A 22,457-nucleotide genomic window follows, 5' to 3' on the forward strand; every position below is an offset into this window, starting at 1 on the left:
CCGCCCCACATGCCCAGCAGGCTGACCCACGCGGTCAGCGCAAAGATGGCGCCGCCCGTCATGCCCGCGCCCACCGCGCAGCCGCCGGCCAGCATGGAGCCAAAGCCCATCAAAATGGCACCGGCGATGTAGCGCGTCATGCTGTAGCCGTCCTTGAAGCCTTCCAGCTTCAGGTCACGCCCGAGCCAGGCGCCCAGAAATGATCCGGCAAAAACGCCAGGCAGCAAACCAAAGTTAAAGCCGATGGCAGGCGCGGGCGAGGACAACACGCGCATCAGCCACTCCGCCGACGGGCCGCTGAAGGTCAGGCCCTGCACCTGCACGTCCTGAAACGACTGGGTCGAAACCACATAGCTGAACCACCAGGCCGCTGCCACCATGAGGCCGGTGCCGATGCCGCCCACCCACATCCACCCATTGCGCTGGGGGCTGCGCCACGAAAAATAAAGCGCCGCGCCCAGCCAGATCAACCCGGCGGTCAGCCCGCCCCATGGCCCCACGCCGGTGATGGCCAGCAAGTCCCGGGACGCCCCGCCGTCCACCGTCCACCAACTGCTAATGGTGGCGCGCAGCGGCGCCAGCACGCCAGACAGCGATGCCTGCGCCGTGACGGCAAAGATCAGGCCCGCCAGCAGGGCGCGCAGGTTGCCGTTGGCCGACAGCACCAGCAAGCGGCTGGCGCAGCCGCGCGTCATGATCATGCCGGCGCCAAACAGCAGCCCGCCCACCACCGCGCCGGACAGGCTTCCCCTGGTGGAAATCTGGCGCGCCGTGCTGATGTCCAGAGCGCCGGTCAGCAGCAATACCTGCACCGTGACCACGGCGGTGGCGAAAGCAAGCAGCCAGACGGACAGTTTTTCGCCGAAGGTGCGGTGCCAGAATTCGATGACCGCCGCACGCAGGCAAAAGCGCGAGCGTTGCGCAAAAAAGCCAAACAAGCCGCCGATGAGCGCACCGCCTACGGCCAGCACTGTGCCATCGCCATAGCGTTCCAGAATAGTTGCCAGATTCACTGCATTCCCCAATAATTCAGTAAGAGCTTATATTAATGGTAGGCTCCACCTGCAAATTAAATGTTGATCCCTGTCAAATTTTGCAGTGACGCACGACATTTTTAAAACAAGTCATCGCGGATGACGCAAGGAGACTGGATGAATTTCTTTTTGAGTCCGTCATTTTTCAGGCGTGCGCGCGGCTGCGCCCTGGCCGGGCTTGCTGCTGCGTGTTTCGCTGCGCCGGTGCTGGCACAGGTGCCTGCGCCGCCCAATGCAAGCGCTGGCGCGGTGGCCCCGGACATGGTTGCGCAGCGGGTATCGCCCTCTGCCTGGTACGTCGAGGGGCTTTCGGCGCTGGGGTCTGGCGCCAACCAGAACTTCATCTCGAACGCGGCCTTTGTGGTCACGGCCAATGGCGTGGTGGTGATTGACGCGCTGGGCTCGCCGGCGCTGGCCGAGCGCCTGATGGCTGAAATACGCAAGGTCACGCCGCTTCCCGTGACGCATGTGATCGTCACGCATTACCACGCAGACCACATTTACGGCTTGCAGGCCTTCAAGGCGAAGGGGGCGCGCATCGTGGCGCACCGGGCGGCCCTGGAATACCTGAGTTCTGAAACTGCTCGCCTGCGGCTTGATGTGTCGCGCAAGGATCTGGCGCCCTGGATTGATGACAAGACGCGGCTGGTGCCGGCTGACGAGTGGATCGATGGTCCCACGGAACTCACCATTGGCGGCGTGCGCTTCAAACTGCAGCCGGTCGGGCCGTCCCACACGCCGGAGGACTTGGTGATTTATATGCCGCACGAAAAGGTGCTGTTCGCGGGCGACCTGGTCTTTCGCAGCCGCATTCCCTTTGTCGGCCAGGCCGACAGCGGCCACTGGATCAAGGCGCTGCAAACCCTGCTGGCGTTTGACACCTCGGTGATCGTGCCGGGCCACGGGCCGCTGTCGAATGAGGCACGCAAGGACACGGAGCTGACGCGCGACTACCTTGTCTACCTGCGCACCAGCATGGGCCAGGCGGCGAAAAACATGACGCCTTTCGAGGAAGCCTACCAGGCCGCCGACTGGACCGCGTTTGAGCATCTTCCGCTGTTTCGCGTGGCCAACCGCATGAATGCTTACAACACTTATTTGCTGATGGAAAGGGAAGCGCCTTGATGACGACACTTAACGGACTGGGCCGTCGGCAGTTACTGTTGGCCACTGGCTGTGTGGCTGCCGCTGCGGCACTGCCGGCCTGGGGCGCAGGCGCCGTGCTGCTGGCCCCGCAATCGCTGCAGGACGAATTGGCGCAAGCCCTGAAAATTGGCCAGCCGCTGGTGGTGATGGTCAGCCTGGACGGGTGCCCGTTTTGCCACGTTGCGCGAAACAATTACCTGGGGCCCTTGCGCCAGCAGGAAGGCGTGCCGGTGTTTCAGATCGACTGGCGCAGCGCCGCAGCGGTGCGCGACTTTGACGGTAGCGCCGTGACGCACGCGCAGCTGGTGCGTGCCTGGAAGATCAAGGTCGCCCCTACGGTGCTGTTTTTTGGCCCCGGGGGAAAAGAAGTGGCAGAGCGCCTTGAAGGCGGCTACATCGAGGATTTTTATGGCGCCTATCTGACGCAGCGGCTGCAGCAGGCGCGCGCTGCCATCAAGGCCTGATGTGCGGCGCAGCTTCACCACCAAACGACAGACAAAAAGACAGACCCGATGAACGTACTGAATCGAATTCCCATGCTCTGGCTGGCCCTGGCCGCCGGCTGGCTGGCGGTGGCGCCTATCTGGCCCGAGCCGCATCTGGTTGAAAAACTCCGCATGCTGTTTGCGGGCACGCTGGTGCGGCCGCTCGACATGTTTGATCTGCTGCTGCACACCACGCCTTTGTTGCTGCTGGCGTGGCGCGTGCTGCGCTGGTCTCGGCTGCGCAAGTCGCAGTCATGATTCCCGTCAGGGTTGAATCGGCATGGAAAGGGACTTCCAATTGCCGCGACTGCGCCATTCGGGATCTGGTGCTGTTTGCCGATCTCAACGAAGCAGATTTCGGGCGGATTCATGCGCCCATTGATGACCTGGCGTTTGGCGCTGGCAGCGCGTTGTTTCAGGAAGGCGAGTCGGTCGTGGGTATTTTTACGCTGCGCAGCGGCATGATCAAGCTGATGCGAAGCACCTCGGATGGTCGCCAGCGCATCGTGCGCGTGTTGCGGCCAGGCGACGTGGCCGGCATGGAAGCGCTGGTGGCTGCCCGCTACAACACCGATGCGGTGGCCCTGACAGATGTGACGGTATGCCGGATTCCCCTGACGGTGATCCATACGCTGGGCGCGAACTCCCCGTGCCTGCAGCAGCGCCTGATGGAGAAATGGCACCGCGCGCTGAAGGACGCCGACGACTGGCTGGCAGATCTGAACTTTGGCTCGGCCCGTCAGCGCGTCTGCAATCTCATCCTCAAGATGCGCAGCCCGACCGATATCGAGGCGGTCACGCTGTTTGCCCGGGAAGACATGGGCTCGATGCTGAACCTGAAGCTGGAAACAGTCAGCCGGGCGGTCAGCGCCCTGGTTCGGGAGGGGGCGCTCACGCCGCTGGACAAGCAAGGCCGTGCCTACCGCATCCTGAACCTGAACCCTTTGCTGGCAGCCTGACAGCGGCCCGGCTGCAGATATCTTGCGTCGAAATGCGCACCTCCATATACTACAGGGGGTATACAACCCACGGAGTATGGTTCGCATGTCGCTTTCTTCTGAATTTCCCGCGCGCAACGTCCGGCCTTTCTGGTCGCCCCTGATGGCGGGCGTGGCCTTGGGGCTCGTGTTGCTGTTGACGTTTGTGCTCACGGGGCACGGATTGGGCGCTACCGGCGCTTCTACCCGCATGACGGCCTGGCTGGGCCTGGCGGTGGCGCCTGCGGCGACACAGGCCAACAGCTACCTGGGCCCCATGGTGCAAGGCGGAAATCCCCTGGCCTCCTGGATCAGCTGGCAGGTGATCGGTGTGGCCATCGGCGCGCTGGCGGCGGCATTTTTGGGCGGGCGTTTTCGGGTTCAGCTCGATGGTGCCCGCAGCATCGGTGCGCCGCGCCGCCTGCTTGCGGCCCTGGGTGGCGGCTTGCTCGCAGGGTTTGGGGCCCGTGTGGCCGCAGGGTGCACCAGTGGTCTGGGTCTGTCGGGCGCCGCAACGCTGGCGATAGCCGCGTTCGTGTTTCTGGGTCTGTTCTTTGCAACAGGTCTGATCGTCAGCCGTCTGGTCAAGGGAGTCTGAGATGTTTCCATTCAATGATGCCGGCGTGATTTCAGGACTCCTGTGCGGTGTGCTGTTTGGCTTCGTGCTTGAAAACGCGGGCTTCGGTAGCCCCTGCAAGCTCACCGCGCAGTTCCAGTTGCGTGACTGGTCGGTGTTCAAGGTGATGTTCACCGCCATTGTGGTCACCGCGCTGGGTTTATTCGGCTTGCGGGCTGTAGGCCTGATGCAGGCGGATGCCGTGTTTGTGCCCGCGGCACTTCTGATGGCCGCTGCAGTGGGCGGTGCCTTTGTGGGCGCGGGCTTTGCGATTGGTGGCTATTGCCCCGGCACCTCGGTGGTCGGGCTGTTCTCGGGCCGGCTCGATGCCTTGGTATTTCTGCTGGGGCTGCTGCTGGGGACCGTGGTGTTTGCAGGGCTTTACGGTCCGGCCATTGAGGCGATCATGGCAATGGGTGAAGTGCAAGCTGGGGATACCTTCACGGAGGCCTATGGCATTCCTGAAGTGGCCATGCTGGCCCTGCTGATGGTGGCGCTGGTTGCTGTGTTTTATTTTGGCTCCTGGTTCGAACGGCGTTCCGCCGGGCCCGTCACGGCCGAGCAAGCCGTGGCAGGCGCGGGTTCCCAAACCGGGGTTTGATCTTTTAATCCATGAATTCAGAAAGTACTGCGATGAACAAAAAATCTCCTGCACGCCGAAAACTCACCGAAACCTTGTCGGCCCTCATGCTGGCGACGGCACTGGTGGTCCCAGCGCCTGCCGTGCTGGCGGCCGACGCCCCGGCCACCACGGCCAAGGACAGCAAGAAGGCCGAAAACCCCTGCGGCCCAAGCAATCCCTGTGGCCCGGCCAAGAAAAAGAAGAAAAAAACCTCGGATAATCCGTGCGCGCCGAGCAACCCTTGCGCGCCAAAAAAGTAATTTGACTAGTTGACGCACGCGCGCCATGTCCACTGTTTCGGAGCCGCTGCTGCACGCTGCGCATGAAGCCCTGGGCATCCCGCTGCGTTACGCGCAAGCGGGCAGCAGCCTGGCGCTTGCCGCCATGGCGGGGGCTGCGCAGTGCATTGAACTGGCGCATTATCCGCGTCTGGACGTGGTGGACACGCACCACGGCACGCGGTTTTACTACCACGCCCATGCCTCGCGCCGCCGTCCCGACAACGAACACGGCCACTTTCACCTGTTTGCCCAGGGTAGCCAGCCGGGCGACTACGCGCATTTGGCGGGCATTTCACTGGATGCCCGGGGCCAGCCGATCCGCCTGTTCACCACCAACCGGTGGGTCACGGGCGAAACCTGGCGCCCGGCCGCTGACGTGGAACTCGCCCTGGCCCGCTTTGCGGTGCAAACCCAAGGCCGGATGGCGCCGGTGGCGCGCTGGCTCACCGCCATGGTGCGGCTGTTTTTGCCGCAACTGGTGCAGCTGGTGCGGCGCCGTGACGCCGTCATGGCCAGGCGCAGCGCCCGCCAGGGCTGGGAGGCCCTGTGCGAAGACCGGCGGCTGGACGTGGTGACGGAATCCCGGATTTCGCTGACCCAACGAATTCAACAACTAGGCTGCTGAAGCAGTCCAACTACCCAGGAGAAGACGATGAGACAAGTGCTTGCAAAACTGACGGCTGCCGCCGTGACAGCGTTCGGGTTACTCAGCGCGCATGCGGGTGTCCTTCCGGGTCCGCTGGTCAATGCCCAGTGGCTGGCCGATAACCTGGACAAGGTGCAGGTCGTCGAAGTGCGGTCCAACGTGAAGTCCTTTACTGAAAAGCCTGAGTTTGAAACCGATGCCAAATCCGGTAAAAAGGTGCTGGCAGAGGTGGGGGGGCACATTCCGAACGCCCGGCTGATCGACATGAAAACCATGCGAACCGAGCGCAGCTATGGTGACCTCAAAGTCAAGTACATGATTCCCGAAAAGGCCGCCTTCGAGAAAACCATTCAGGCCGCTGGCATTGATGCCGGTAAACCCATCGTGTTTGTACCCGTGGGTGTGGATGCCACGGACGTGGACGATGCCTTGCGCGTCTATTGGCAGTTCAAGGTCTACGGTGAAGACGACATGGCCGTGCTCGATGGCGGCATGGCCACCTGGCTGATTGAGAACCGTGAGCACAGCACCGCCGCTGTAACGGCCCGTGCAGGCACCTGGCTGGCCAAGGCCGATCGCAGTGCGCAATATTTTGCAAGCTCGGAAGACGTTGCGAAAGCCATCAAGGATAAAAGCGCCTCGCTGATTGATTCGCGTGATGCCAGGCAATTCAATGGCTTGGGTAAACGCGACTATGTCTATGCCTACGGTCATCTGGAAGGCGCCAAGCTCTACGGGTCTGACCTGATGCTCAACGCCTCGGGCGGGGCGGTCAAGTTCATGGCGCCCAACACCTATAAGGCGCTGATGTCAGCCCAGGGCATTGATGCCGCAGCACCGGTTATCACCTATTGCAACAGCGGTCACCTGTCGTCCGGGCCATGGTTTGTAGCCTCCGAAATTCTGGGCAACAAGTCTGCCCGGCTGTATGACGGCTCGCTGCATCAGTGGACACTGGAAAAGCGCCCGTTGGTCGGTGCCGTACCCCTGAAGTAAGGCCTTGAGGCCCGCGATTTGAATTTCGGCTTTTTCTGAGTCGCTGGTTCATCTCCGTGGGTCTGACGAAGCCGGGGCCAGCGTCGTTGCCACGCCGTTAATGATGGATGACAACGCTGACCTCTGGCGAGAGCACTCGAATAGCGCGTGCTCCCAATAATTAGTAAAACCCCTGATCCAGAACGCTTCGAGAGCGCAGTCGTGCATGGAGCTTGCGCGACTGCGGCTGCCAGTCTTTCGCCTGAATGCTCACTTATTAATAGCTTCTTCTTTATTTTTGTAGAGGGCTAGCGCCTGTTTTTCTTAATTATTTGGTGAGGCTTGCAAAAAGGCCGGTCAGCTTTTCGGGCAGTTGCTCCACCCGCTCTACCACGGTGGCATGGTGGCCAAAGATACGGGTGAACTCATCGGTGGTGGGGGCATTGATCCATGTGAAATCTCGGGTTTTTTAGGGGTGGGAAGCCAGCGATGGGTTGAACCATAGGCAAGCTTATTCATAAATAAAATTTAAATAAATTGTCTTCGGAGTCGGTTTTTCTGATGAATTGAGACCGGTCACAATCAGGTCGTCCATTTCTTCATTCGCCCCTCAACCCAAGGAAGCTCATCATGCCGCGTGTTGTTTTCAATCAAAAAGGGGGGGTGGGCAAGTCCACCATCACCTGCAACCTGGCCGCCATCAGTGCCAGCCAGGGTCTGCGCACCCTCGTCATTGACCTGGACCCGCAGGGCAACTCCAGTGCGTATTTGATGGGGGGGCAGGCCGCTGAAGGCCAGCCCACGGTGGCGGGGTTTTTTGAAAACACGCTCAGCTACAGCCTGCGCACGGTGGCGCCCAGCGAATTCATCGTGGCCACGCCGCACGAAGGCCTGGACCTGATGCATTCCAGCCCCGCGCTGGACGAGATGCAGGCCAAGCTCGAATCGCGTCACAAAATCTACAAGCTGCGCGAAGCCCTGGCGCAACTGGCCCAGGACTACGACCGCATTTACATCGATACGCCGCCCGCGCTGAACTTCTACACCCGCTCGGCGCTGATTGCCGCGCGCGGCTGCCTGATTCCGTTTGACTGCGATGATTTTTCACGCAAGGCGCTCTACACCCTGCTGGAAAACGTGCAGGAAATCCAGGCCGACCACAATGCCGAGCTGGTGGTCGAAGGCATCGTGGTCAACCAGTTCCAGCCCCGGGCCAACCTGCCCCAGCGCATGGTGAACGAGCTGATCGCCGAAGGCCTGCCGGTGCTGCAGCCTTATCTGCCTTCGTCCATCAAGATCCGCGAATCCCATGAGCAGTCACTGCCCATGATTTACCTGGATCCCGGGCACAAGCTGACGCAGGCATTTGTGGCTTTGCATGGCGTGTTGGCGCGTTGATATTGATGCGCAGGCTGACGACCGGGCCACCGCCAGTGCGCCATGCATGGAAGTCGGGGGGAGTGCCTGAGCACGGTCAGGAGGTGGGCGCTGTCGAGGAGGGACGATGCTCGAACAACCAGGCCTTGAACGCGGTGGCCGCCGCCGAGAGTTTCTTTCCCTTTGGGTAAACCACATACCAGTGCCGGATCAAGGGGAAGCCTTGCGCCTCCAGTAGCACCAGTTCCTTGAGTGCCAGTTCTGCCACCACGGTGGTGGCCGACAGTACCGCCAGCCCCAAGCCGCCGGCCACCGTTTGTTTGATGGCCTCGTTGCTTCCGACCTCCAGCCGGTTCTTGAGCGTGATACCGTGCTCTGCAAAAAACCGTTCGACGGAGAGCCGCGTGCCCGAACCGGGCTCGCGCAAGATGAAGGACTCGTTCGCCAGGCGTTGCGGCGCCACGCTGGGTTGCCCTACCAGCGGGTGCGTTGGCGGGGCCACCAGTACCAGCGGGTTTTCTGCGAAGTCCTCACTCACCACGTCCAGTTGCTGGGGCGGTTGACCCATGATGTAGAGGTCGTCCTGGTTGTTGGCCAGGCGCTGCAGCAGGGTTTCGCGATTGCCAACGAACATGGCGACCTCGATGCCCGGGTGTGCAGCGCAAAATCCCCCTAGCAGCTTGGGGACGGTGTATTTCACAGTGGTCAAAATGGCGATCTTCAGGCTGCCTTTTTCGACGCCGCGCAGGGCTGCCAGGTCTTGCGACAGGCGCTCCATGCGGCTCTCGATGTCCTGGCAGGCATCGGCCAGTGCGCGCCCGGCAGCAGTGAGAAAAATCTTTTTGCCCAGTTGCTCAAACAGCGGCTGCCCGACGGTTTCTGCCAGCTGTTTGACCTGCAGCGACAGGGTAGGCGGCGACAAATGCAACTCCTCGGCGGCCCGGGCAAAGCTGCTGTGGCGGGCGACAGCCAGAAAGATGCGCAACTGGTGCAGGGTCGCGTGACGTAAGTGCATAAGAAATAAATGATTTATAAAAATCTATCGTTATGGTTATAACATTTTACTTTTATATATCTTATATCAGGGCAACAATCCGCATCAGTTCAGAGCAAAGCCACCCCAAATTGGTGCGCTTTGAGCACCCAAGTGATGATTTTTACCACCCTGACAAGGAGACAGCATGGCAAAAGCCTACAACGCTGGCGTGAAAGACTACCGCCAGACTTACTGGACCCCAGACTACACGCCGCTCGACACGGACATCTTGGCCTGCTTCAAGATCACGCCCCAGGCGGGCGTGAGCCGCGAGGAAGTCGCTGCCGCCGTGGCCGCCGAATCGTCTACCGGCACCTGGACCACGGTCTGGACCGATTTGTTGACCGACCTGGACTACTACAAGGGCCGCGCTTACCGCATTGAAGACGTACCTGGTGACGACACCTGTTTCTACGCTTTCGTGGCTTACCCGATCGACCTGTTTGAAGAAGGCTCCGTTGTCAATGTACTGACATCTTTGGTCGGTAACGTTTTCGGCTTTAAAGCATTGCGCGCCCTGCGCCTGGAAGACATCCGCTTCCCAATCGCTTACGTCAAGACCTGTGGTGGCCCGCCGCACGGCATCCAGGTCGAGCGCGACATGATGAATAAATATGGTCGTCCGTTGCTGGGTTGCACCATCAAGCCCAAGCTGGGTCTGTCGGCCAAGAACTATGGTCGCGCTTGCTATGAAGGTCTGCGTGGCGGTCTGGACTTCACCAAGGATGACGAGAACGTCAACAGCCAGCCCTTCATGCGTTGGAAGCAGCGGTTTGATTTTGTGCAGGAAGCGATTGAAAAAGCCGAGCGCGAAACCGGTGAGCGCAAGGGTCACTACCTGAACGTCACCGCACCGACACCGGAGGAAATGTACAAGCGCGCCGAATACGCCAAGGAAATCGGCTCGCCGATCATCATGCACGACTACCTCACCGGCGGCCTGACGGCAAACACCGGCTTGGCTAACTGGTGTCGTGACAACGGCATGTTGCTGCACATTCACCGTGCCATGCACGCTGTGCTGGACCGCAACCCGCACCACGGCATCCACTTCCGCGTGTTGACCAAGGTGCTGCGCCTGTCCGGCGGCGACCACCTGCACTCTGGCACCGTGGTGGGCAAACTCGAAGGCGACCGTGAAGCCACCCTGGGCTGGATCGACATCATGCGCGACAAGTTCATCAAGGAAGACCGCTCGCGCGGCATCTTCTTTGATCAGGACTGGGGTTCTATGCCAGGCGTGATCCCTGTTGCTTCAGGCGGTATTCACGTCTGGCACATGCCGGCGCTGGTCAACATCTTCGGCGATGACTCCGTACTGCAGTTCGGCGGCGGCACACTCGGCCACCCCTGGGGCAATGCGGCTGGCGCTGCGGCCAACCGCGTGGCGGTTGAAGCCTGCGTCAAAGCACGCAACGAAGGTGTGGAAGTTGAGAAAGAAGGCAAAACCGTGCTGATGGACGCGGCCAAGCACTCGCCTGAACTCAAGATCGCCATGGAAACGTGGAAAGAAATCAAGTTCGAATTCGACACCGTGGACAAGCTCGACGTGGCCCACAAGTAAACAGAAATCTCGGAGCGGATTTTTGCGAATCTGCTCCGGTTTCTGGCCTTTAACACCTGAAAGGAAATCAAATGTCTGAAGTAATGGATTACAAAAGCCGCGTGAGCGACCCGGCCAGCCGCAAGTTCGAGACCTTCTCTTACCTGCCGGCCATGACCACGGATGAAATCCGCAAGCAAGTGGCTTACATCGTGCGCAAGGGATTGAACCCGGCGGTTGAGCATACCGAGCCGCAATACCTGATGGACTCCTACTGGTACATGTGGAAGCTGCCCATGTTCGGCGAAACCGATGTGGACAAAATTCTCGCTGAATGCGAGGCTTGCCATAAGTCCAACCCGGGCAATCATGTGCGTTTGATTGGCTACAACAACTTCACGCAATCGCAAGATGCGTCGATGGTGATTTACCGCGGTAAAACTGTCTAAACGGCAGTTCAAACCAGGCTCCGGCGTGATCCATGCCGGGGCCACACCTCAAGGTGTGCTTGCCTTTACAGGCGCCTTGAGGTGTGGTGCGGACCGCTGGCCACCCTTGCACAAACACCGTCAAGTTCCCGGCATTTTTCGAGTGGAGACTTTCATGAACGACATCATCGACCCCTACCGCGTCACACTGCAGCCCTACTACCGCCCCGTGGCGGATGAGGTGGAGCTGTTCGAGGCCGCCTATTCAGTGCGCATGCCCATGATGCTCAAGGGTCCCACCGGCTGCGGCAAGACGCGCTTTGTGGAATACATGGCCTGGAAGCTGCAAAAGCCGCTGATCACCGTGGCCTGCAATGAGGACATGACCGCCTCTGACCTGGTGGGGCGCTTTTTGCTCGACGTCAACGGCACGCGCTGGCAGGACGGGCCTCTGGCCACGGCCGCACGCCATGGCGCTATTTGTTACCTCGATGAAGTGGTCGAGGCCCGCCAGGACACCACGGTGGTGATTCACCCGCTGACCGACAACCGCCGTATATTGCCGCTGGAGAAAAAGGGCGAGCTGATCAAGGCGCACCCTGATTTCCAGGTGGTCATTTCCTACAACCCGGGCTACCAGAGCCTGATGAAGGACTTGAAGCAGTCCACCAAGCAGCGCTTTGGCGCGCTTGATTTCAGCTACCCCGCGCACGACATCGAGACCGAAATCGTGGCCCATGAAACCGGTGTGTCGGCCGAGGTGGCCAGCAAGCTGGTGTCGATTGCCGAGCGCGCCCGCAACCTGAAGGGCCACGGCCTAGACGAGGGTATCTCGACCCGCATGCTGATTTACGCCGGCAGCCTGATTGCCCGGGGTGTGGCGGCGCAGGCGGCCTGCCGCGTGGCGCTGGTGCGTCCCATTACCGACGACCCCGACATGCGCGACGCCCTGGACGCGGCCGTCGCCACCTTCTTCTGATCACGCGGTTCACCGCATAGAACACGGAGGACGCCATGTCCGTCCATCTTGACGATTATCAGGAGCGGCTCGACGAACTCGAGCCCGAATCACGCGCGCTGCTGGTGCAGACCTGGCCAGATGCCACCCGCGTGTTCTCGGCCCGCGGGCTGGACAGCTATGTCAAGGGCGCATCGGCGCTGCGCGGGCTGGGCAAGGGTGCAAGCCTGGTCAATGCCTGGATCGATGCGGCGCCGCAGGTCGCCAAAGAGGTGGGCGAGGACGTGGTGGCCGAGTTGGTCACCTCGGCCCTGATGCTGGCCTCCAAGACCTCGGGCGCGGTCATCGAGCTGGTGCTGGCGACCTCGCCAACGGCAGCCGCCCGGCTGGCTGATGGCACGCTGTTTCTTCAATACCTGCAGGTGGTCAGCGCCCTGGTCAACCAGGCGCCACGTGGCCTGCGCCCGATGCTCGACAAGCTTGATGTGTTGCTGGGCCAGCTCACGCTCGGTGGTCTGCGCCGCTGGGTCAACTGGGGCGCGCACGCACACCGCACCAATTACGAAGAGCAGGTCAAGTACTTCGGCCTGAACTCCAAAGAGTCGCTGGCGATTCTGCAAAAAGAGCGCAAGGGCACCTTGCTGGTGGATGTGCAGCGGCGCATCAACATGTACCTGCGTGCCCTGTGGGGCCGCGACTTTTTCATGCGCCCGACCTCGGGCGACTTCGAGTCGCGCGAGGGCTACAAGCCCTATATTGAAGATTACCTGATTCACCTGCCCGATGCCTTTGATGCGGTGGACGGACCACAAGGCACGGTCAGCGCCACCGAGCTGTACCGGGCTAGCGCAGCCCATGCAGCTGCGCACCTGGTCTATACCCGGCAGCCGATCCCGGCTGAGGCACTGAACCCCTGGCAGATGGCACTGATTGGGGTGATCGAGGATGCGCGGGTGGAGGCGCTGGCCTGCGCCAAATTTCCCGGCTTGCGCCAGCTCTGGTGCCGCCTGCACCTTGCATCGCCTTTTCAGGCGGCCACGGCGGGTGACTACCTCAGCCGCCTGGCCCGGGCGCTGCTGGACCCCGAACACCACGACGCCCATCCCTGGATTGCCGAGGGACGAGCCCTGTTTGCCCAGGCGCAACCAGGTTTGCTGGAGAGGCCCTTTGACAATACCGTGTCGTGGGACATCGGCGTGACGCTGGCGCACAGCTTCAAGGATGTCGGCCCGGCCTACCATCCGCGCACCGATGTGCAGAGTGCGCCCTACCGCGACGACAACCGTTACTTCTGGGCCTTTGAAACGTTTGACTTCGGGCAGTCCATCGCCGCCGGTTACCAGGAGCCCCAGCAGGTGCGCAAGTACGTCAACCTCATGGAGCTGGCCAACGAGGTGGAGGTGGAGAACGCTGGCGACGACGCGCAGGAAATCTGGGTGCTGGGCACCGAGCTCTTCCCCTACGAAGACATGGGCGTGTCGTATAACGAGTCCGAAGGCAAAGAGCCGCTGGTGCCGCCCAGCCATTACGCCGAGTGGGATTACCTGATCCAGCTGGAGCGTCCGGCCTGGGTCACGGTGCAGGAGCGGCGTGCCAAAACCGGCGACCTGGCGCTGATTGACAGCATTGCTGCCGAGCACAAACGCGTCATCTCGCGCATGAAGTTTTTGCTCGATGCCATGCAGCCGCAAGGCGTGCAGCGCATCCGCAAGCTCGAAGACGGCGACGAAATTGACATCAACGCCGCGCTGGCCTCGCTGGTCGACATGCGCATGGGGCAGCAACCCGACCCGCGCATCATGATGCGCAGCGTGCGCAAGACCCGCGACATCGCGGTCATGGTGCTGCTCGATCTGTCGCATTCCACCAATGACCGCGTGGCCGGGCAGGCGCACACCGTGCTGGAACTCACGCGCCAGGCCTGCGTGCTGCTGGCCGATGCCATTGGCAAGGTGGGCGACCCGTTTGCCATTCACGGTTTTTGCTCCGACGGCCGCCACGATGTGAACTACTGGCGTTTCAAGGACTTCGGGCAGCCTTATGACGACTTGGTCAAGGCGCGGCTGGCAGGCATGACCGGCCAGCTCTCGACCCGCATGGGCGCGGCCATCCGCCACGCCGCAGCCACATTGAAAGCCCAGCGTTCGGCCAGGAAGTTGCTGCTCGTCATCACCGATGGCGAACCAGCCGACGTGGATGTTCGCGACCCGCAGTACCTGCGCCACGACACCAAAAAAGCGGTGGAAGAGGCCGGGCGCAGCGGCATCAGTACCTATTGCATGAGCCTGGATCCCCGCGCTGACCAGTATGTGTCGCGCATTTTTGGCGCGCAAAACTACATGGTGGTGGACAAAGTGGAGCGCCTGCCGGAAAGGCTGCCCTTGCTTTATGCCGGCTTGACGCGGTAAGCCCGTAAACCTGCGATCATCGACCCATCAACTTTTTATACAGAGCTTACGCATGCAAACCTATATCGGTCTGGACAATGAAGAAAATGGCGGGATGACCATGATAGGTCGAACCATCCGTGATGCCTGGCTATTCGACATCCTTCCAGAAAATGACACCTTTATTGGGCGCAGTGCCGCTGACTTTCAAGTGTTGCTGGATGCCGTTTCCAAAGCCTGGGAGCCCTATGGTAATTTGCCCAGCCGTCTTCCGACTGAGTTGGCCGAGCGGCATCACCGGATTTACGATGCTGCCATTCAAAAAGCCCGAACCCTGGGCTGGGATCCTGAACTCGGCGATGACGACTGACCGGATTGAGGCGGCACCGCGTGCCGTGCTCTTCACGCCCAGGAGTTGATCAAAGGGCCGCCCTGCTCAATCAGGAAGGCCTTGAACGACGTGGCGGCGGGGGAGAGCTTTTTGTGGCGCAGATGGGTGATGTACCAGTTGCCCATCATCGGCATGCCTTCAATGTCCACCAACGCGATGTGGCCGCTGGCCAGTTCGTGGCGCACGGTGCGCATCGATAAAAAGCTCAGGCCCATGCCTGCCATCACCGCTTGCTTGATGGTTTCATTGCTGGGCATTTCCATCACCACGTTTAAGAGCGTCTGGTGTTCGGTAAACAGCCGCTCCATGGCGGCACGGGTGCCTGAACCTTGTTCGCGCACCACAAAGTGGTGTTCGCCGAGTGCCGAAAACGGCAAGTTCTTGCGGCGTACCAGGGGGTGATCGGGTGCCGCCACGATGCTCAGCGGGTTGGTGGCAAAGGCCGTGGCTTCGCAGTCCAGGTTGCCAGGAGAGCGGCCCATGACCACCAGGTCGGCCTCATTGCGGGCCATCATGCCCAGTATGTTTTCGCGGTTGTCGATGCGCAGCTGGATGTTGATGCCCGGAAACTGCTTGCCAAAGCGCACCAGCAGCATGGGGATGAAGTATTTGGCGGTGCTGACCACGGCCAGGTCGATGCGGCCTTTTTTCATGCCCACATGTTCGGCCATCAGGGCTTCCATGTCTTTGAGCTGGCCCAGGGCGGCGATGGCGTGAATCAGAAAGGCCTCGCCCGCGTTCGTCAGCTGGATGTTGCGGCCCAAGGGCTCGATCAGCGGCAGGCCAAACGCGTCTTCCAGCTGGCGGATCTGCATGGACACGGCCGGCTGGGTGACAAACAAGCGCTCGGCCGCCTTGGACACCGAGCGCTGGCGTGCCACTTCAATGAAGGTCTGCATCTGCTTGAGGGTGTAGGGTCGCATGGCCAAGTTCCAATCAATCAGTTTTTTCTGATGATATGTTAATAAAACGTGATTAGAGTTTATGAGTTGAAGCCATTAAAGTAAATCCATTGTGACTTATATATGACACCATTGCGGCCAACCCGTTGAAAGAAGCCATGTCTGCAACCGCCCTTCAAGCCCTTATTTTTGATGTCGATGGCACGCTGGCCGACACGGAAAGCGCGCACCGTGCGGCCTTTAACGAGGCGTTTGCCGAAACGGGCAAAGCCTGGGTCTGGGACGAGGCGCTGTACACCCGGCTGCTGGAAGTGTCCGGCGGCAAGGAACGCATCCTGCACTACTGGCGCCAGGTGCAGCCCGATCTGCAGGACATCAATGGCGCCGGTGTGCGCGACACCGTGGAGCGCCTGCATGCGCTCAAGACCGCCGCCTACGAGCGCGCCGTGCAGGGCGGGGCGGTGCAACTGCGCCCCGGCGTGCTGCGGCTGATTGAGTCGGCCAGCCAGGACGGGCTGCAGCTGGCGATTGCCACCACCACCTCGCCGGTCAACATCATGGCGCTACTGCGCGCGTCCATCGGGCCCGACTGGCGGCAGTATTTCACGGTGATTGAAGACGCCTCCACCGCGCCCGTCAAGAAGCCCCATCCGCAGGTCTACCAGCAAACCTTGCAGCGGCTCAAGCTCCGTGCCGCCGCCTGCCTGGCGTTTGAAGACTCGGCCAATGGCCTGAAGGCGGCCCTTGGGGCCGGCCTGGCCACCGTGGTCACGCCCAACAGCTTCACGGCCCACCACGACTTCACGGGTGCGTTGCGCATTTTGACCAGCTTGCAGGGCACCACCGTGGCGGACTTGCGCGCCTGGCATGCCGCCCGCGCCCGCACCCCCGCCAATTTTCAAGCCTGAGAGACCGTCATGAATCCCATTTTGCGCATTGCCCCTTCCATCCTTTCCGCCGACTTTGCCCGCCTGGGTGAAGAAGTTCGCGCCATTGAGGCGGCCGGCGCCGACCTGGTGCACTTTGACGTGATGGACAACCACTACGTGCCCAACCTGACCATCGGCCCGCTGGTGTGCGAGGCGATTCGCCCGCACGTCAAGATCGCCATCGACGTGCATTTGATGGTCGAGCCGGTTGATGCACTGATTCCGCTGTTTGCCAAGGCCGGCGCCAACCTCATCACTTTTCACCCCGAAGCCAGCCGCCATGTGGACCGCACGCTGCAGCTCATTCGCGACCACGGCTGCAAGGCCGGCCTGGCGCTGAACCCGGCCACGCCGCTGAGCTGGATGGACCATGTGATGGACCGGCTCGACATCGTGCTGCTCATGAGCGTGAACCCGGGCTTTGGCGGGCAAAAGTTCATACCTGCCACTCTGGCCAAGCTGCGCGAGGCGCGCCGCCGCATTGACGCCCACACCGCCGCGGGCGGCCAGCCGATCTGGCTGGAAGTGGACGGCGGCGTCAAGACCGACAACATCGGCGAGATCGTGGCCGCCGGGGCGGACACCTGCGTGGCCGGTAGCGCCGTGTTTGGCGCGCCGGACGCCGGGGGCGGCTACCGCGACGTGATGGCCGAACTGCGCCGCGCCGCGCGCGCCGCCTGAACCACTGCCCAAGCCAGCGCCAGAATTTTCAACTTTCCAGGAAAACCACCATGCCCTTGTCCAAACGCTTCACGCTGACGCAGTACCTGATTGGGGAGCGCCGCCGCTTTCCGGATGCCAGCGGCGACTTCAATGCGCTGATTCTCGATGTGGCCCTGGCCTGCAAGGCGATTGCCCGCGCCGTGGCCTTTGGCGAACTAGGCGGTGTGCTGGGCAACCACGATGCGGATGTGGGTGGCTCGGTCAACGTGCAGGGCGAAACGCAGAAAAAGCTCGACGTGCTGAGCAACGAGTACTTTGTGCGCCTGAACCAGTGGGGCGGGCATCTGGCCGGCATGGCGTCCGAGGAAATGGAAGATCCCAGCCAGATTCCTGCGGGCAACCCGCGCGGCAAGTACCTGCTGGTGTTTGACCCGCTGGACGGCTCCAGCAACATTGACGTCAATGTGTCGGTGGGCAGCATCTTTTCCATCCTGCGGGCGCCACAAGAGGTGGTGGACAGCGGTCGGGACGTGCTTGAAGCCGACTTCTTTCAGCCCGGCGCCAGCCAGGCCGCGGCCGGCTATGCGCTGTACGGCCCCACCACCATGCTGGTGCTCAGCGTGGGCAACGGCGTGGCCGGCTTCACGCTGGACCCCAACCTGGGTGAGTTCATGCTCACGCACCCCAACTTGCAGATACCCGTCGAAACGCAGGAGTTTGCGATCAATGCGTCCAACAGCCGTTTCTGGGAAGCGCCGGTCACGCGCTATGTGGACGAATGCCTGGCCGGCAAGACCGGGCCGCGCGGCAAGGATTTCAACATGCGCTGGATTGCCTCCATGGTGGCCGAGGCGCACCGCATCCTGATGCGGGGCGGCGTGTTCTTGTACCCGCGCGACAACAAGGACGCGTCCAAGCCCGGCCGCCTGCGCCTGCTGTACGAGGCCAATCCGATTGGTTTCATCATGGAGCAGGCCGGTGGCCGCGCCAGCACCGGCCGCCAGCCCATGCTGGGCGTGCAGCCCACGTCGCTGCACCAGCGCATTGGCTTGGTGTTTGGCTCCAAAAACGAGGTGGAACGCATAGAGCGCTACCACGCCGAGCCGGTCAGGATGGATTCCGAAACGCCGCTGTTTGCCGAGCGCAGCCTGTTCAGGGACTGATTTGCCAGTTTTTTAATAGCCTACAGCGCAGGCAGCCATTGGGCTGGAGGCTTTTTTGATCATTATTTACAACTCCAGGGGACAAACCCATGTCTGAACGCCATCCCATCATCTCCATCACCGGATCGTCCGGCGCAGGGACTACATCGGTCACCCGCACCTTTGAAAACATCTTCCGCCGCGAGGGCGTGAACTCCGCCATCATTGAAGGCGACAGTTTTCACCGTCACGACCGCAACGACATGAAACGCAAGGCCAGCGAGGCCGAGCAGGCTGGCAACAAGAACTTCAGCCACTTTGGGCCGGAAAACAACATGTTTGCCGAGCTGGAAGCCCTGTTTCGTGACTACGCGGCCACCGGCACCGGCAAGCGCCGCAAATACCTGCACGACCCCGAAGAGGCCGCCCCGTACCAGCAGGAGCCTGGCACCTTCACCCCGTGGGAAGATGTACCCCAGGACACCGACTTGCTGTTTTATGAAGGCCTGCATGGCGCGGTGGTCACGCCCGAGATCAACATCGCCCGGCACCCCGACCTGCTGGTCGGCGTGGTGCCCGTCATCAATCTGGAGTGGATTCAAAAGCTCTACCGCGACAAGTCCAAGCGCGGCTACAGCACCGAGGCCGTGACCGACACCATCCTGCGCCGCATGCCCGACTACGTGAACTACATCTGCCCGCAGTTCATGCACACCCATGTCAACTTCCAGCGCGTGCCGATGGTGGATACCTCCAACCCCTTCATCGCGCGCGACATTCCCTCGCCCGACGAGAGCCTGGTGGTGATCCGCTTTGCCCAGCCCAAGGGCATCGACTTTCAGTATTTGCTCAACATGATCCACGACAGCTTCATGAGCCGCGCCAACACCATCGTGGTGCCGGGCGGCAAGATGGAACTGGCCATGCAACTGATCTTCACGCCGTTTGTGTGGCGAATGATGGAGCGCCGCAAGCGCGCGCTGGGAGCGAACTGACATGCTGGAAAATCGCCCCATGAACACCCCTGCGCCTGAATTCGCCCGCCAGATGGCCAACGCCATCCGCATGCTTGCCGTCGATGCGGTCGAAAAAGCCAAGTCCGGTCACCCCGGCGCCCCCATGGGCATGGCTGACATTGCCGAAGTATTGTGGAACCGCCACCTGGTCCACAACCCGGCCAATCCGCACTGGCCCGACCGCGACCGCTTTGTGCTGAGCAACGGCCACGGCTCCATGCTGATTTACGCGCTGCTGCATTTGACGGGCTATGACCTGCCGATGTCGGAGCTGAAGAACTTCCGCCAGCTGCACAGCAAAACCGCCGGCCACCCGGAAGTCGGCGTCACGCCGGGCGTGGAAACCACCACCGGCCCGCTGGGCCAGGGCCTCGCCAATGCAGTGGGCATGGCGCTGGCTGAAAAGCTGCTCGCAGATGAGTTCAACCGCGAGGAGGACGGCGTTGAGCACTGCATCGTCGACCACTTCACCTATGCCTTCATGGGCGACGGCTGCCTGATGGAGGGCATCAGCCACGAGGCCTGTTCGCTGGCTGGCACGCTGCGCCTGTCCAAACTGATTGGCCTGTACGACGACAACGGCATCTCCATTGACGGCCACGTCGAAGGCTGGTTCACCGACGACACCCCCAAGCGCTTTGAGGCCTACGGCTGGAACGTGATTGCGGCGGTGGACGGGCACAACCCGGCCGCCATTGACGCGGCCATTCGCGCCGCCAAGGCCCAGGCCGTCTTGCCCCACGGCAAACCCACGCTGATCTGCTGCAAGACCGTGATCGGCATGGGCTCGCCCAACAAAGCTGGTACCCACGACGTGCATGGCGCCGCGCTGGGCGCTGCCGAAGTGGCCGCCACCCGCGAGGCGCTGGGCTGGACCGCCGCGCCGTTTGAAATCCCGGACGACATCGCCGCAGCCTGGAACGCCGTGGCGCGCGGGCAAGGCGCAGAAAAAGCCTGGCGCCTGCGCTTTGAGGCCTACCGCACCCTCTACCCGCTGGAGGCGGCCGAGTTCGAGCGCCGCATGGCCGGTGATTTGCTGCCGGACTTTGCCAGCAAACTGCCCGTGTTGCTGGCCACCATCGCGGCCAGGCCCGATGCCCTGGCAACCCGCAAGTCCAGCCAGAACGCGCTCGATGCGCTGGCGCCGCTGCTGCCCGAATTCTTTGGCGGCAGCGCGGATTTGACCGGCTCCAACCTCACCAACTTCAAGGGCTGCGTCAAGGCGGGCCGTGACCACTGGGGCAACCACCTCAGCTACGGCGTGCGCGAGTTCGGCATGGCCGCCATCATGAACGGTATGGCGCTGCACGGCGGCTACATTCCCTACGGCGGCACCTTCCTGACGTTCAGCGACTACAGCCGCAACGCCATCCGCATGGCGGCACTCATGAAGCTGCGTGTGATTCATGTGTTCACCCACGACAGCATTGGCCTGGGCGAAGACGGCCCCACGCACCAAAGCGTGGAGCACATTCCCAGCCTGCGCATCATTCCGGGGCTGGACGTGTGGCGGCCGGCCGATGGCCTGGAAACGGCCGTGGCCTGGGCCTGCGCGCTGGAGCGCAAGGATGGCCCCAGCGCGCTGTGCCTGTCGCGCCAGAACCTGCCGCGCCTGACCGACCAGCGCCACGTCGCCGCGATTCGCCGGGGCGGCTATGTGCTGTCGGACATGCCCGGCGCGCAAGCCGTGATCGTCTCCACCGGCTCGGAGCTGGAACTCGCCATGCAGGCGCAGGCCAGGCTGGCCGGGGAGGGCATTGCGACCCGCGTGGTGTCCATTCCTTGCACCACCATTTTTGACCGCCAGAGCGAGGCCTACCAGGACTCCGTGTTGCCTCTGGCACTGCCCACGGTGGCCATCGAGGCCGCGCACCCCGATTTTTGGCGCAAGTACGTGGGCCGCACCGGCGTTGTGGTGGGCATTGCCAGCTTTGGCGAGTCGGCCCCGGCCAAGGACTTGTACGCCCACTTCGGCATCACGGCCCAGCGCGTGGTGGACGCGGTGCGCGTGCTGGCGCACCGTGCCGCGCACCGGCGCGAGCTGCCCTTGCCCGAGCAGATCGTTTTATCCACCCAATGAGGACTCCCCCCATGCGCCAAACTTTTGATCTGGTCATGTTTGACCTGGACGGAACGCTGATCGAAACAGCCCCGGAAATCTGCGACGCGGTCAACGACACCCTGCGCCGCTTTGACCTGCCCGAGGTGACGCAGCAGCAAGTCAACGACTGGATAGGCCACGGCACGCGTGAACTGCTGATCCAGGCCCTGGCCTACAGCGGCCAGACCGACGTGGCGGCCGTGCGGGCCAGCGACAGCCTGGCGCTGATCGCCGCCGAGTTTGACCAGCACTACCAGCGCCGCTGCGGCACCCGCAGCCACCTGTACCCGCAGGTGCTGGAGGCGCTGACGGCGCTGCGGGCGCGCGGCGTCAAGCTGGCGGTGGTGACCAACAAGGAAGGCCGCTACACCGCCACGGTGCTCAACGCCCACCAGTTGATGCCGCTGTTCGATCGGGTGGTCAGCGGCGACACCATGCCCACCAAAAAGCCCGACCCAGCCGGCATACAAAGCTGCCTGGCGGCGTTTGATGTGCCAAGCCACCGGGCCTTGTTTGTGGGCGATTCCAGCATCGACGTGGCCACCGCGCGCAATGCGGGCGTGACCGTGTGGGCGCTGCCCTACGGCTACAACATGGGCCAGCCGATTCAGGCCTGTGCGCCCGACCGGGTGATCGAAGACTGTTCGGAACTCCTGAATTAATAGCTCGAAGTCCCCGTATTTATTGGGCTAAAGCCAACTTTTATCCATCACTTAAAAGATTTTCACCGCCATGACCCTGAGACTAGGTATTAACGGCTTCGGCCGCATTGGCCGCAACGTGTTGCGCGCCGCCATTCAGA

General features: G+C 61.9%; 24 protein-coding genes. 21 read left to right on the forward strand and 3 right to left on the reverse strand.

Features of this window, described 5'->3' with window-relative positions; genetic code table 11:
• The coding region (locus IV091_RS13045) for a YeeE/YedE family protein (RefSeq protein ID WP_293469397.1) at positions 1 to 1,013 on the reverse strand (1,013 nt) is incomplete at its 3' end.
• A 138-nt stretch (positions 1,014 to 1,151) separates the two neighbouring features.
• Here IV091_RS13045 and IV091_RS13050 point away from each other — a divergent pair.
• The 10 genes from IV091_RS13050 to IV091_RS13095 all read left to right on the forward strand — a co-directional run bounded on the left by IV091_RS13050 (position 1,152) and on the right by IV091_RS13095 (position 8,180).
• Positions 1,152 to 2,159, forward strand: coding sequence for an MBL fold metallo-hydrolase (locus tag IV091_RS13050; protein WP_293469399.1), 1,008 nt, complete (start codon positions 1,152 to 1,154; stop codon positions 2,157 to 2,159).
• Complete coding sequence (locus IV091_RS13055; RefSeq protein WP_293469401.1) at positions 2,159 to 2,644, forward strand: thioredoxin fold domain-containing protein; 486 nt, start codon at positions 2,159 to 2,161, stop codon at positions 2,642 to 2,644. Before IV091_RS13050 ends, IV091_RS13055 begins: the two co-directional genes overlap by 1 nt.
• A gap of 48 nt (positions 2,645 to 2,692) precedes the next feature.
• Positions 2,693 to 2,923, forward strand: coding sequence for a hypothetical protein (locus IV091_RS13060; RefSeq protein ID WP_293469403.1), 231 nt, complete (start codon positions 2,693 to 2,695; stop codon positions 2,921 to 2,923).
• On the forward strand, positions 2,920 to 3,624 hold the full coding sequence (locus IV091_RS13065) for a Crp/Fnr family transcriptional regulator (RefSeq protein ID WP_293469405.1): 705 nt from the start codon (positions 2,920 to 2,922) through the stop codon (positions 3,622 to 3,624). The genes IV091_RS13060 and IV091_RS13065 overlap by 4 nt, the downstream gene beginning before the upstream one ends.
• Positions 3,625 to 3,709: 85 nt before the next feature.
• Entirely contained in the window at positions 3,710 to 4,240 is a 531-nt protein-coding gene (locus IV091_RS13070) for a YeeE/YedE thiosulfate transporter family protein (RefSeq protein ID WP_293469407.1), read from the forward strand.
• A gap of 1 nt (position 4,241) precedes the next feature.
• The gene (locus IV091_RS13075) at positions 4,242 to 4,859 is read left to right on the forward strand and encodes a DUF6691 family protein (protein ID WP_293469409.1); all 618 of its coding nucleotides are present in this window, start codon (positions 4,242 to 4,244) and stop codon (positions 4,857 to 4,859) included.
• A 32-nt stretch (positions 4,860 to 4,891) separates the two neighbouring features.
• A complete protein-coding gene (locus tag IV091_RS13080; protein WP_293469411.1) occupies positions 4,892 to 5,140 on the forward strand; it encodes a hypothetical protein in 249 nt (82 codons plus the stop codon).
• A 25-nt stretch (positions 5,141 to 5,165) separates the two neighbouring features.
• The gene (locus IV091_RS13085) at positions 5,166 to 5,786 is read left to right on the forward strand and encodes a hypothetical protein (protein WP_293469413.1); all 621 of its coding nucleotides are present in this window, start codon (positions 5,166 to 5,168) and stop codon (positions 5,784 to 5,786) included.
• 27 nt (positions 5,787 to 5,813) lie between these two features.
• Positions 5,814 to 6,803: a rhodanese-like domain-containing protein gene (locus tag IV091_RS13090; protein ID WP_293469415.1), complete on the forward strand. Its 990-nt coding sequence runs from the start codon at positions 5,814 to 5,816 to the stop codon at positions 6,801 to 6,803.
• Between the two features lie 609 nt (positions 6,804 to 7,412).
• The gene (locus IV091_RS13095) at positions 7,413 to 8,180 is read left to right on the forward strand and encodes a ParA family protein (RefSeq protein ID WP_293469416.1); all 768 of its coding nucleotides are present in this window, start codon (positions 7,413 to 7,415) and stop codon (positions 8,178 to 8,180) included.
• A 76-nt stretch (positions 8,181 to 8,256) separates the two neighbouring features.
• On the opposite strand, the gene IV091_RS13100 is transcribed toward IV091_RS13095, so the two are convergent.
• Complete coding sequence (locus IV091_RS13100; RefSeq protein ID WP_293469418.1) at positions 8,257 to 9,174, reverse strand: LysR family transcriptional regulator; 918 nt, start codon at positions 9,172 to 9,174, stop codon at positions 8,257 to 8,259.
• Positions 9,175 to 9,340: 166 nt separating this feature from the next.
• Between IV091_RS13100 and IV091_RS13105 the strand changes: the two genes are divergently transcribed.
• The 5 genes from IV091_RS13105 to IV091_RS13125 all read left to right on the forward strand — a co-directional run bounded on the left by IV091_RS13105 (position 9,341) and on the right by IV091_RS13125 (position 14,881).
• Positions 9,341 to 10,759, forward strand: a complete 1,419-nt coding sequence (locus tag IV091_RS13105; RefSeq protein WP_293469420.1) for a form I ribulose bisphosphate carboxylase large subunit — start codon at positions 9,341 to 9,343, stop codon at positions 10,757 to 10,759.
• Between the two features lie 71 nt (positions 10,760 to 10,830).
• Positions 10,831 to 11,187, forward strand: a complete 357-nt coding sequence (locus IV091_RS13110) for a ribulose bisphosphate carboxylase small subunit (protein ID WP_293469422.1) — start codon at positions 10,831 to 10,833, stop codon at positions 11,185 to 11,187.
• Positions 11,188 to 11,341: 154 nt separating this feature from the next.
• A complete protein-coding gene (locus IV091_RS13115) occupies positions 11,342 to 12,145 on the forward strand; it encodes a CbbQ/NirQ/NorQ/GpvN family protein (protein WP_293469424.1) in 804 nt (267 codons plus the stop codon).
• A 35-nt stretch (positions 12,146 to 12,180) separates the two neighbouring features.
• Positions 12,181 to 14,532 (forward strand): nitric oxide reductase activation protein NorD, encoded by a 2,352-nt coding sequence (locus IV091_RS13120; RefSeq protein WP_293469426.1) that lies wholly within the window; start codon positions 12,181 to 12,183, stop codon positions 14,530 to 14,532.
• Between the two features lie 52 nt (positions 14,533 to 14,584).
• Positions 14,585 to 14,881 carry a hypothetical protein gene (locus IV091_RS13125; protein WP_293469428.1) on the forward strand — a complete coding sequence of 99 codons (297 nt, stop codon included), beginning with the start codon at positions 14,585 to 14,587 and terminating at the stop codon, positions 14,879 to 14,881.
• A 32-nt stretch (positions 14,882 to 14,913) separates the two neighbouring features.
• Here IV091_RS13125 and IV091_RS13130 read toward each other — a convergent pair whose 3' ends face one another.
• Positions 14,914 to 15,825, reverse strand: a complete 912-nt coding sequence (locus IV091_RS13130; RefSeq protein ID WP_293469430.1) for a LysR family transcriptional regulator — start codon at positions 15,823 to 15,825, stop codon at positions 14,914 to 14,916.
• Positions 15,826 to 15,962: 137 nt separating this feature from the next.
• Here IV091_RS13130 and IV091_RS13135 point away from each other — a divergent pair, with 137 nt between their 5' ends.
• The 6 genes from IV091_RS13135 (at position 15,963) to IV091_RS13160 (ending at position 22,317) form a co-directional block, all read left to right on the forward strand.
• On the forward strand, positions 15,963 to 16,712 hold the full coding sequence (locus tag IV091_RS13135) for an HAD-IA family hydrolase (RefSeq protein ID WP_293469432.1): 750 nt from the start codon (positions 15,963 to 15,965) through the stop codon (positions 16,710 to 16,712).
• 9 nt (positions 16,713 to 16,721) lie between these two features.
• Entirely contained in the window at positions 16,722 to 17,414 is a 693-nt protein-coding gene (gene rpe, locus IV091_RS13140) for a ribulose-phosphate 3-epimerase (RefSeq protein WP_293469434.1), read from the forward strand.
• A gap of 50 nt (positions 17,415 to 17,464) precedes the next feature.
• The gene (locus tag IV091_RS13145; RefSeq protein ID WP_293469436.1) at positions 17,465 to 18,559 is read left to right on the forward strand and encodes a class 1 fructose-bisphosphatase; all 1,095 of its coding nucleotides are present in this window, start codon (positions 17,465 to 17,467) and stop codon (positions 18,557 to 18,559) included.
• A gap of 89 nt (positions 18,560 to 18,648) precedes the next feature.
• Positions 18,649 to 19,533, forward strand: coding sequence for a phosphoribulokinase (locus IV091_RS13150; protein ID WP_293469438.1), 885 nt, complete (start codon positions 18,649 to 18,651; stop codon positions 19,531 to 19,533).
• Positions 19,534 to 19,552: 19 nt separating this feature from the next.
• The gene (gene tkt / locus IV091_RS13155) at positions 19,553 to 21,634 is read left to right on the forward strand and encodes a transketolase (RefSeq protein ID WP_293469440.1); all 2,082 of its coding nucleotides are present in this window, start codon (positions 19,553 to 19,555) and stop codon (positions 21,632 to 21,634) included.
• An 11-nt stretch (positions 21,635 to 21,645) separates the two neighbouring features.
• The gene (locus IV091_RS13160; RefSeq protein ID WP_293469442.1) at positions 21,646 to 22,317 is read left to right on the forward strand and encodes an HAD-IA family hydrolase; all 672 of its coding nucleotides are present in this window, start codon (positions 21,646 to 21,648) and stop codon (positions 22,315 to 22,317) included.
• Positions 22,318 to 22,457: the final 140 nt, after the last annotated feature.

Origin of the sequence: Polaromonas sp. (assembly GCF_018780625.1) — a bacterium.
Taxonomy (GTDB): domain Bacteria; phylum Pseudomonadota; class Gammaproteobacteria; order Burkholderiales; family Burkholderiaceae_C; genus Polaromonas.

Coding starts and splice junctions, on each gene's coding strand:
- IV091_RS13050 (WP_293469399.1), top strand. CDS start 1,152: ATGAATTTCTTTTTGAGTCCGTCATTTTTCAGGCGTGCGCGCGGCTGC.
- IV091_RS13055 (WP_293469401.1), top strand. CDS start 2,159: ATGACGACACTTAACGGACTGGGCCGTCGGCAGTTACTGTTGGCCACT.
- IV091_RS13060 (WP_293469403.1), top strand. CDS start 2,693: ATGAACGTACTGAATCGAATTCCCATGCTCTGGCTGGCCCTGGCCGCC.
- IV091_RS13065 (WP_293469405.1), top strand. CDS start 2,920: ATGATTCCCGTCAGGGTTGAATCGGCATGGAAAGGGACTTCCAATTGC.
- IV091_RS13070 (WP_293469407.1), top strand. CDS start 3,710: ATGTCGCTTTCTTCTGAATTTCCCGCGCGCAACGTCCGGCCTTTCTGG.
- IV091_RS13075 (WP_293469409.1), top strand. CDS start 4,242: ATGTTTCCATTCAATGATGCCGGCGTGATTTCAGGACTCCTGTGCGGT.
- IV091_RS13080 (WP_293469411.1), top strand. CDS start 4,892: ATGAACAAAAAATCTCCTGCACGCCGAAAACTCACCGAAACCTTGTCG.
- IV091_RS13085 (WP_293469413.1), top strand. CDS start 5,166: ATGTCCACTGTTTCGGAGCCGCTGCTGCACGCTGCGCATGAAGCCCTG.
- IV091_RS13090 (WP_293469415.1), top strand. CDS start 5,814: ATGAGACAAGTGCTTGCAAAACTGACGGCTGCCGCCGTGACAGCGTTC.
- IV091_RS13095 (WP_293469416.1), top strand. CDS start 7,413: ATGCCGCGTGTTGTTTTCAATCAAAAAGGGGGGGTGGGCAAGTCCACC.
- IV091_RS13100 (WP_293469418.1), bottom strand. CDS start 9,174: ATGCACTTACGTCACGCGACCCTGCACCAGTTGCGCATCTTTCTGGCT.
- IV091_RS13105 (WP_293469420.1), top strand. CDS start 9,341: ATGGCAAAAGCCTACAACGCTGGCGTGAAAGACTACCGCCAGACTTAC.
- IV091_RS13110 (WP_293469422.1), top strand. CDS start 10,831: ATGTCTGAAGTAATGGATTACAAAAGCCGCGTGAGCGACCCGGCCAGC.
- IV091_RS13115 (WP_293469424.1), top strand. CDS start 11,342: ATGAACGACATCATCGACCCCTACCGCGTCACACTGCAGCCCTACTAC.
- IV091_RS13120 (WP_293469426.1), top strand. CDS start 12,181: ATGTCCGTCCATCTTGACGATTATCAGGAGCGGCTCGACGAACTCGAG.
- IV091_RS13125 (WP_293469428.1), top strand. CDS start 14,585: ATGCAAACCTATATCGGTCTGGACAATGAAGAAAATGGCGGGATGACC.
- IV091_RS13130 (WP_293469430.1), bottom strand. CDS start 15,825: ATGCGACCCTACACCCTCAAGCAGATGCAGACCTTCATTGAAGTGGCA.
- IV091_RS13135 (WP_293469432.1), top strand. CDS start 15,963: ATGTCTGCAACCGCCCTTCAAGCCCTTATTTTTGATGTCGATGGCACG.
- rpe (WP_293469434.1), top strand. CDS start 16,722: ATGAATCCCATTTTGCGCATTGCCCCTTCCATCCTTTCCGCCGACTTT.
- IV091_RS13145 (WP_293469436.1), top strand. CDS start 17,465: ATGCCCTTGTCCAAACGCTTCACGCTGACGCAGTACCTGATTGGGGAG.
- IV091_RS13150 (WP_293469438.1), top strand. CDS start 18,649: ATGTCTGAACGCCATCCCATCATCTCCATCACCGGATCGTCCGGCGCA.
- tkt (WP_293469440.1), top strand. CDS start 19,553: ATGAACACCCCTGCGCCTGAATTCGCCCGCCAGATGGCCAACGCCATC.
- IV091_RS13160 (WP_293469442.1), top strand. CDS start 21,646: ATGCGCCAAACTTTTGATCTGGTCATGTTTGACCTGGACGGAACGCTG.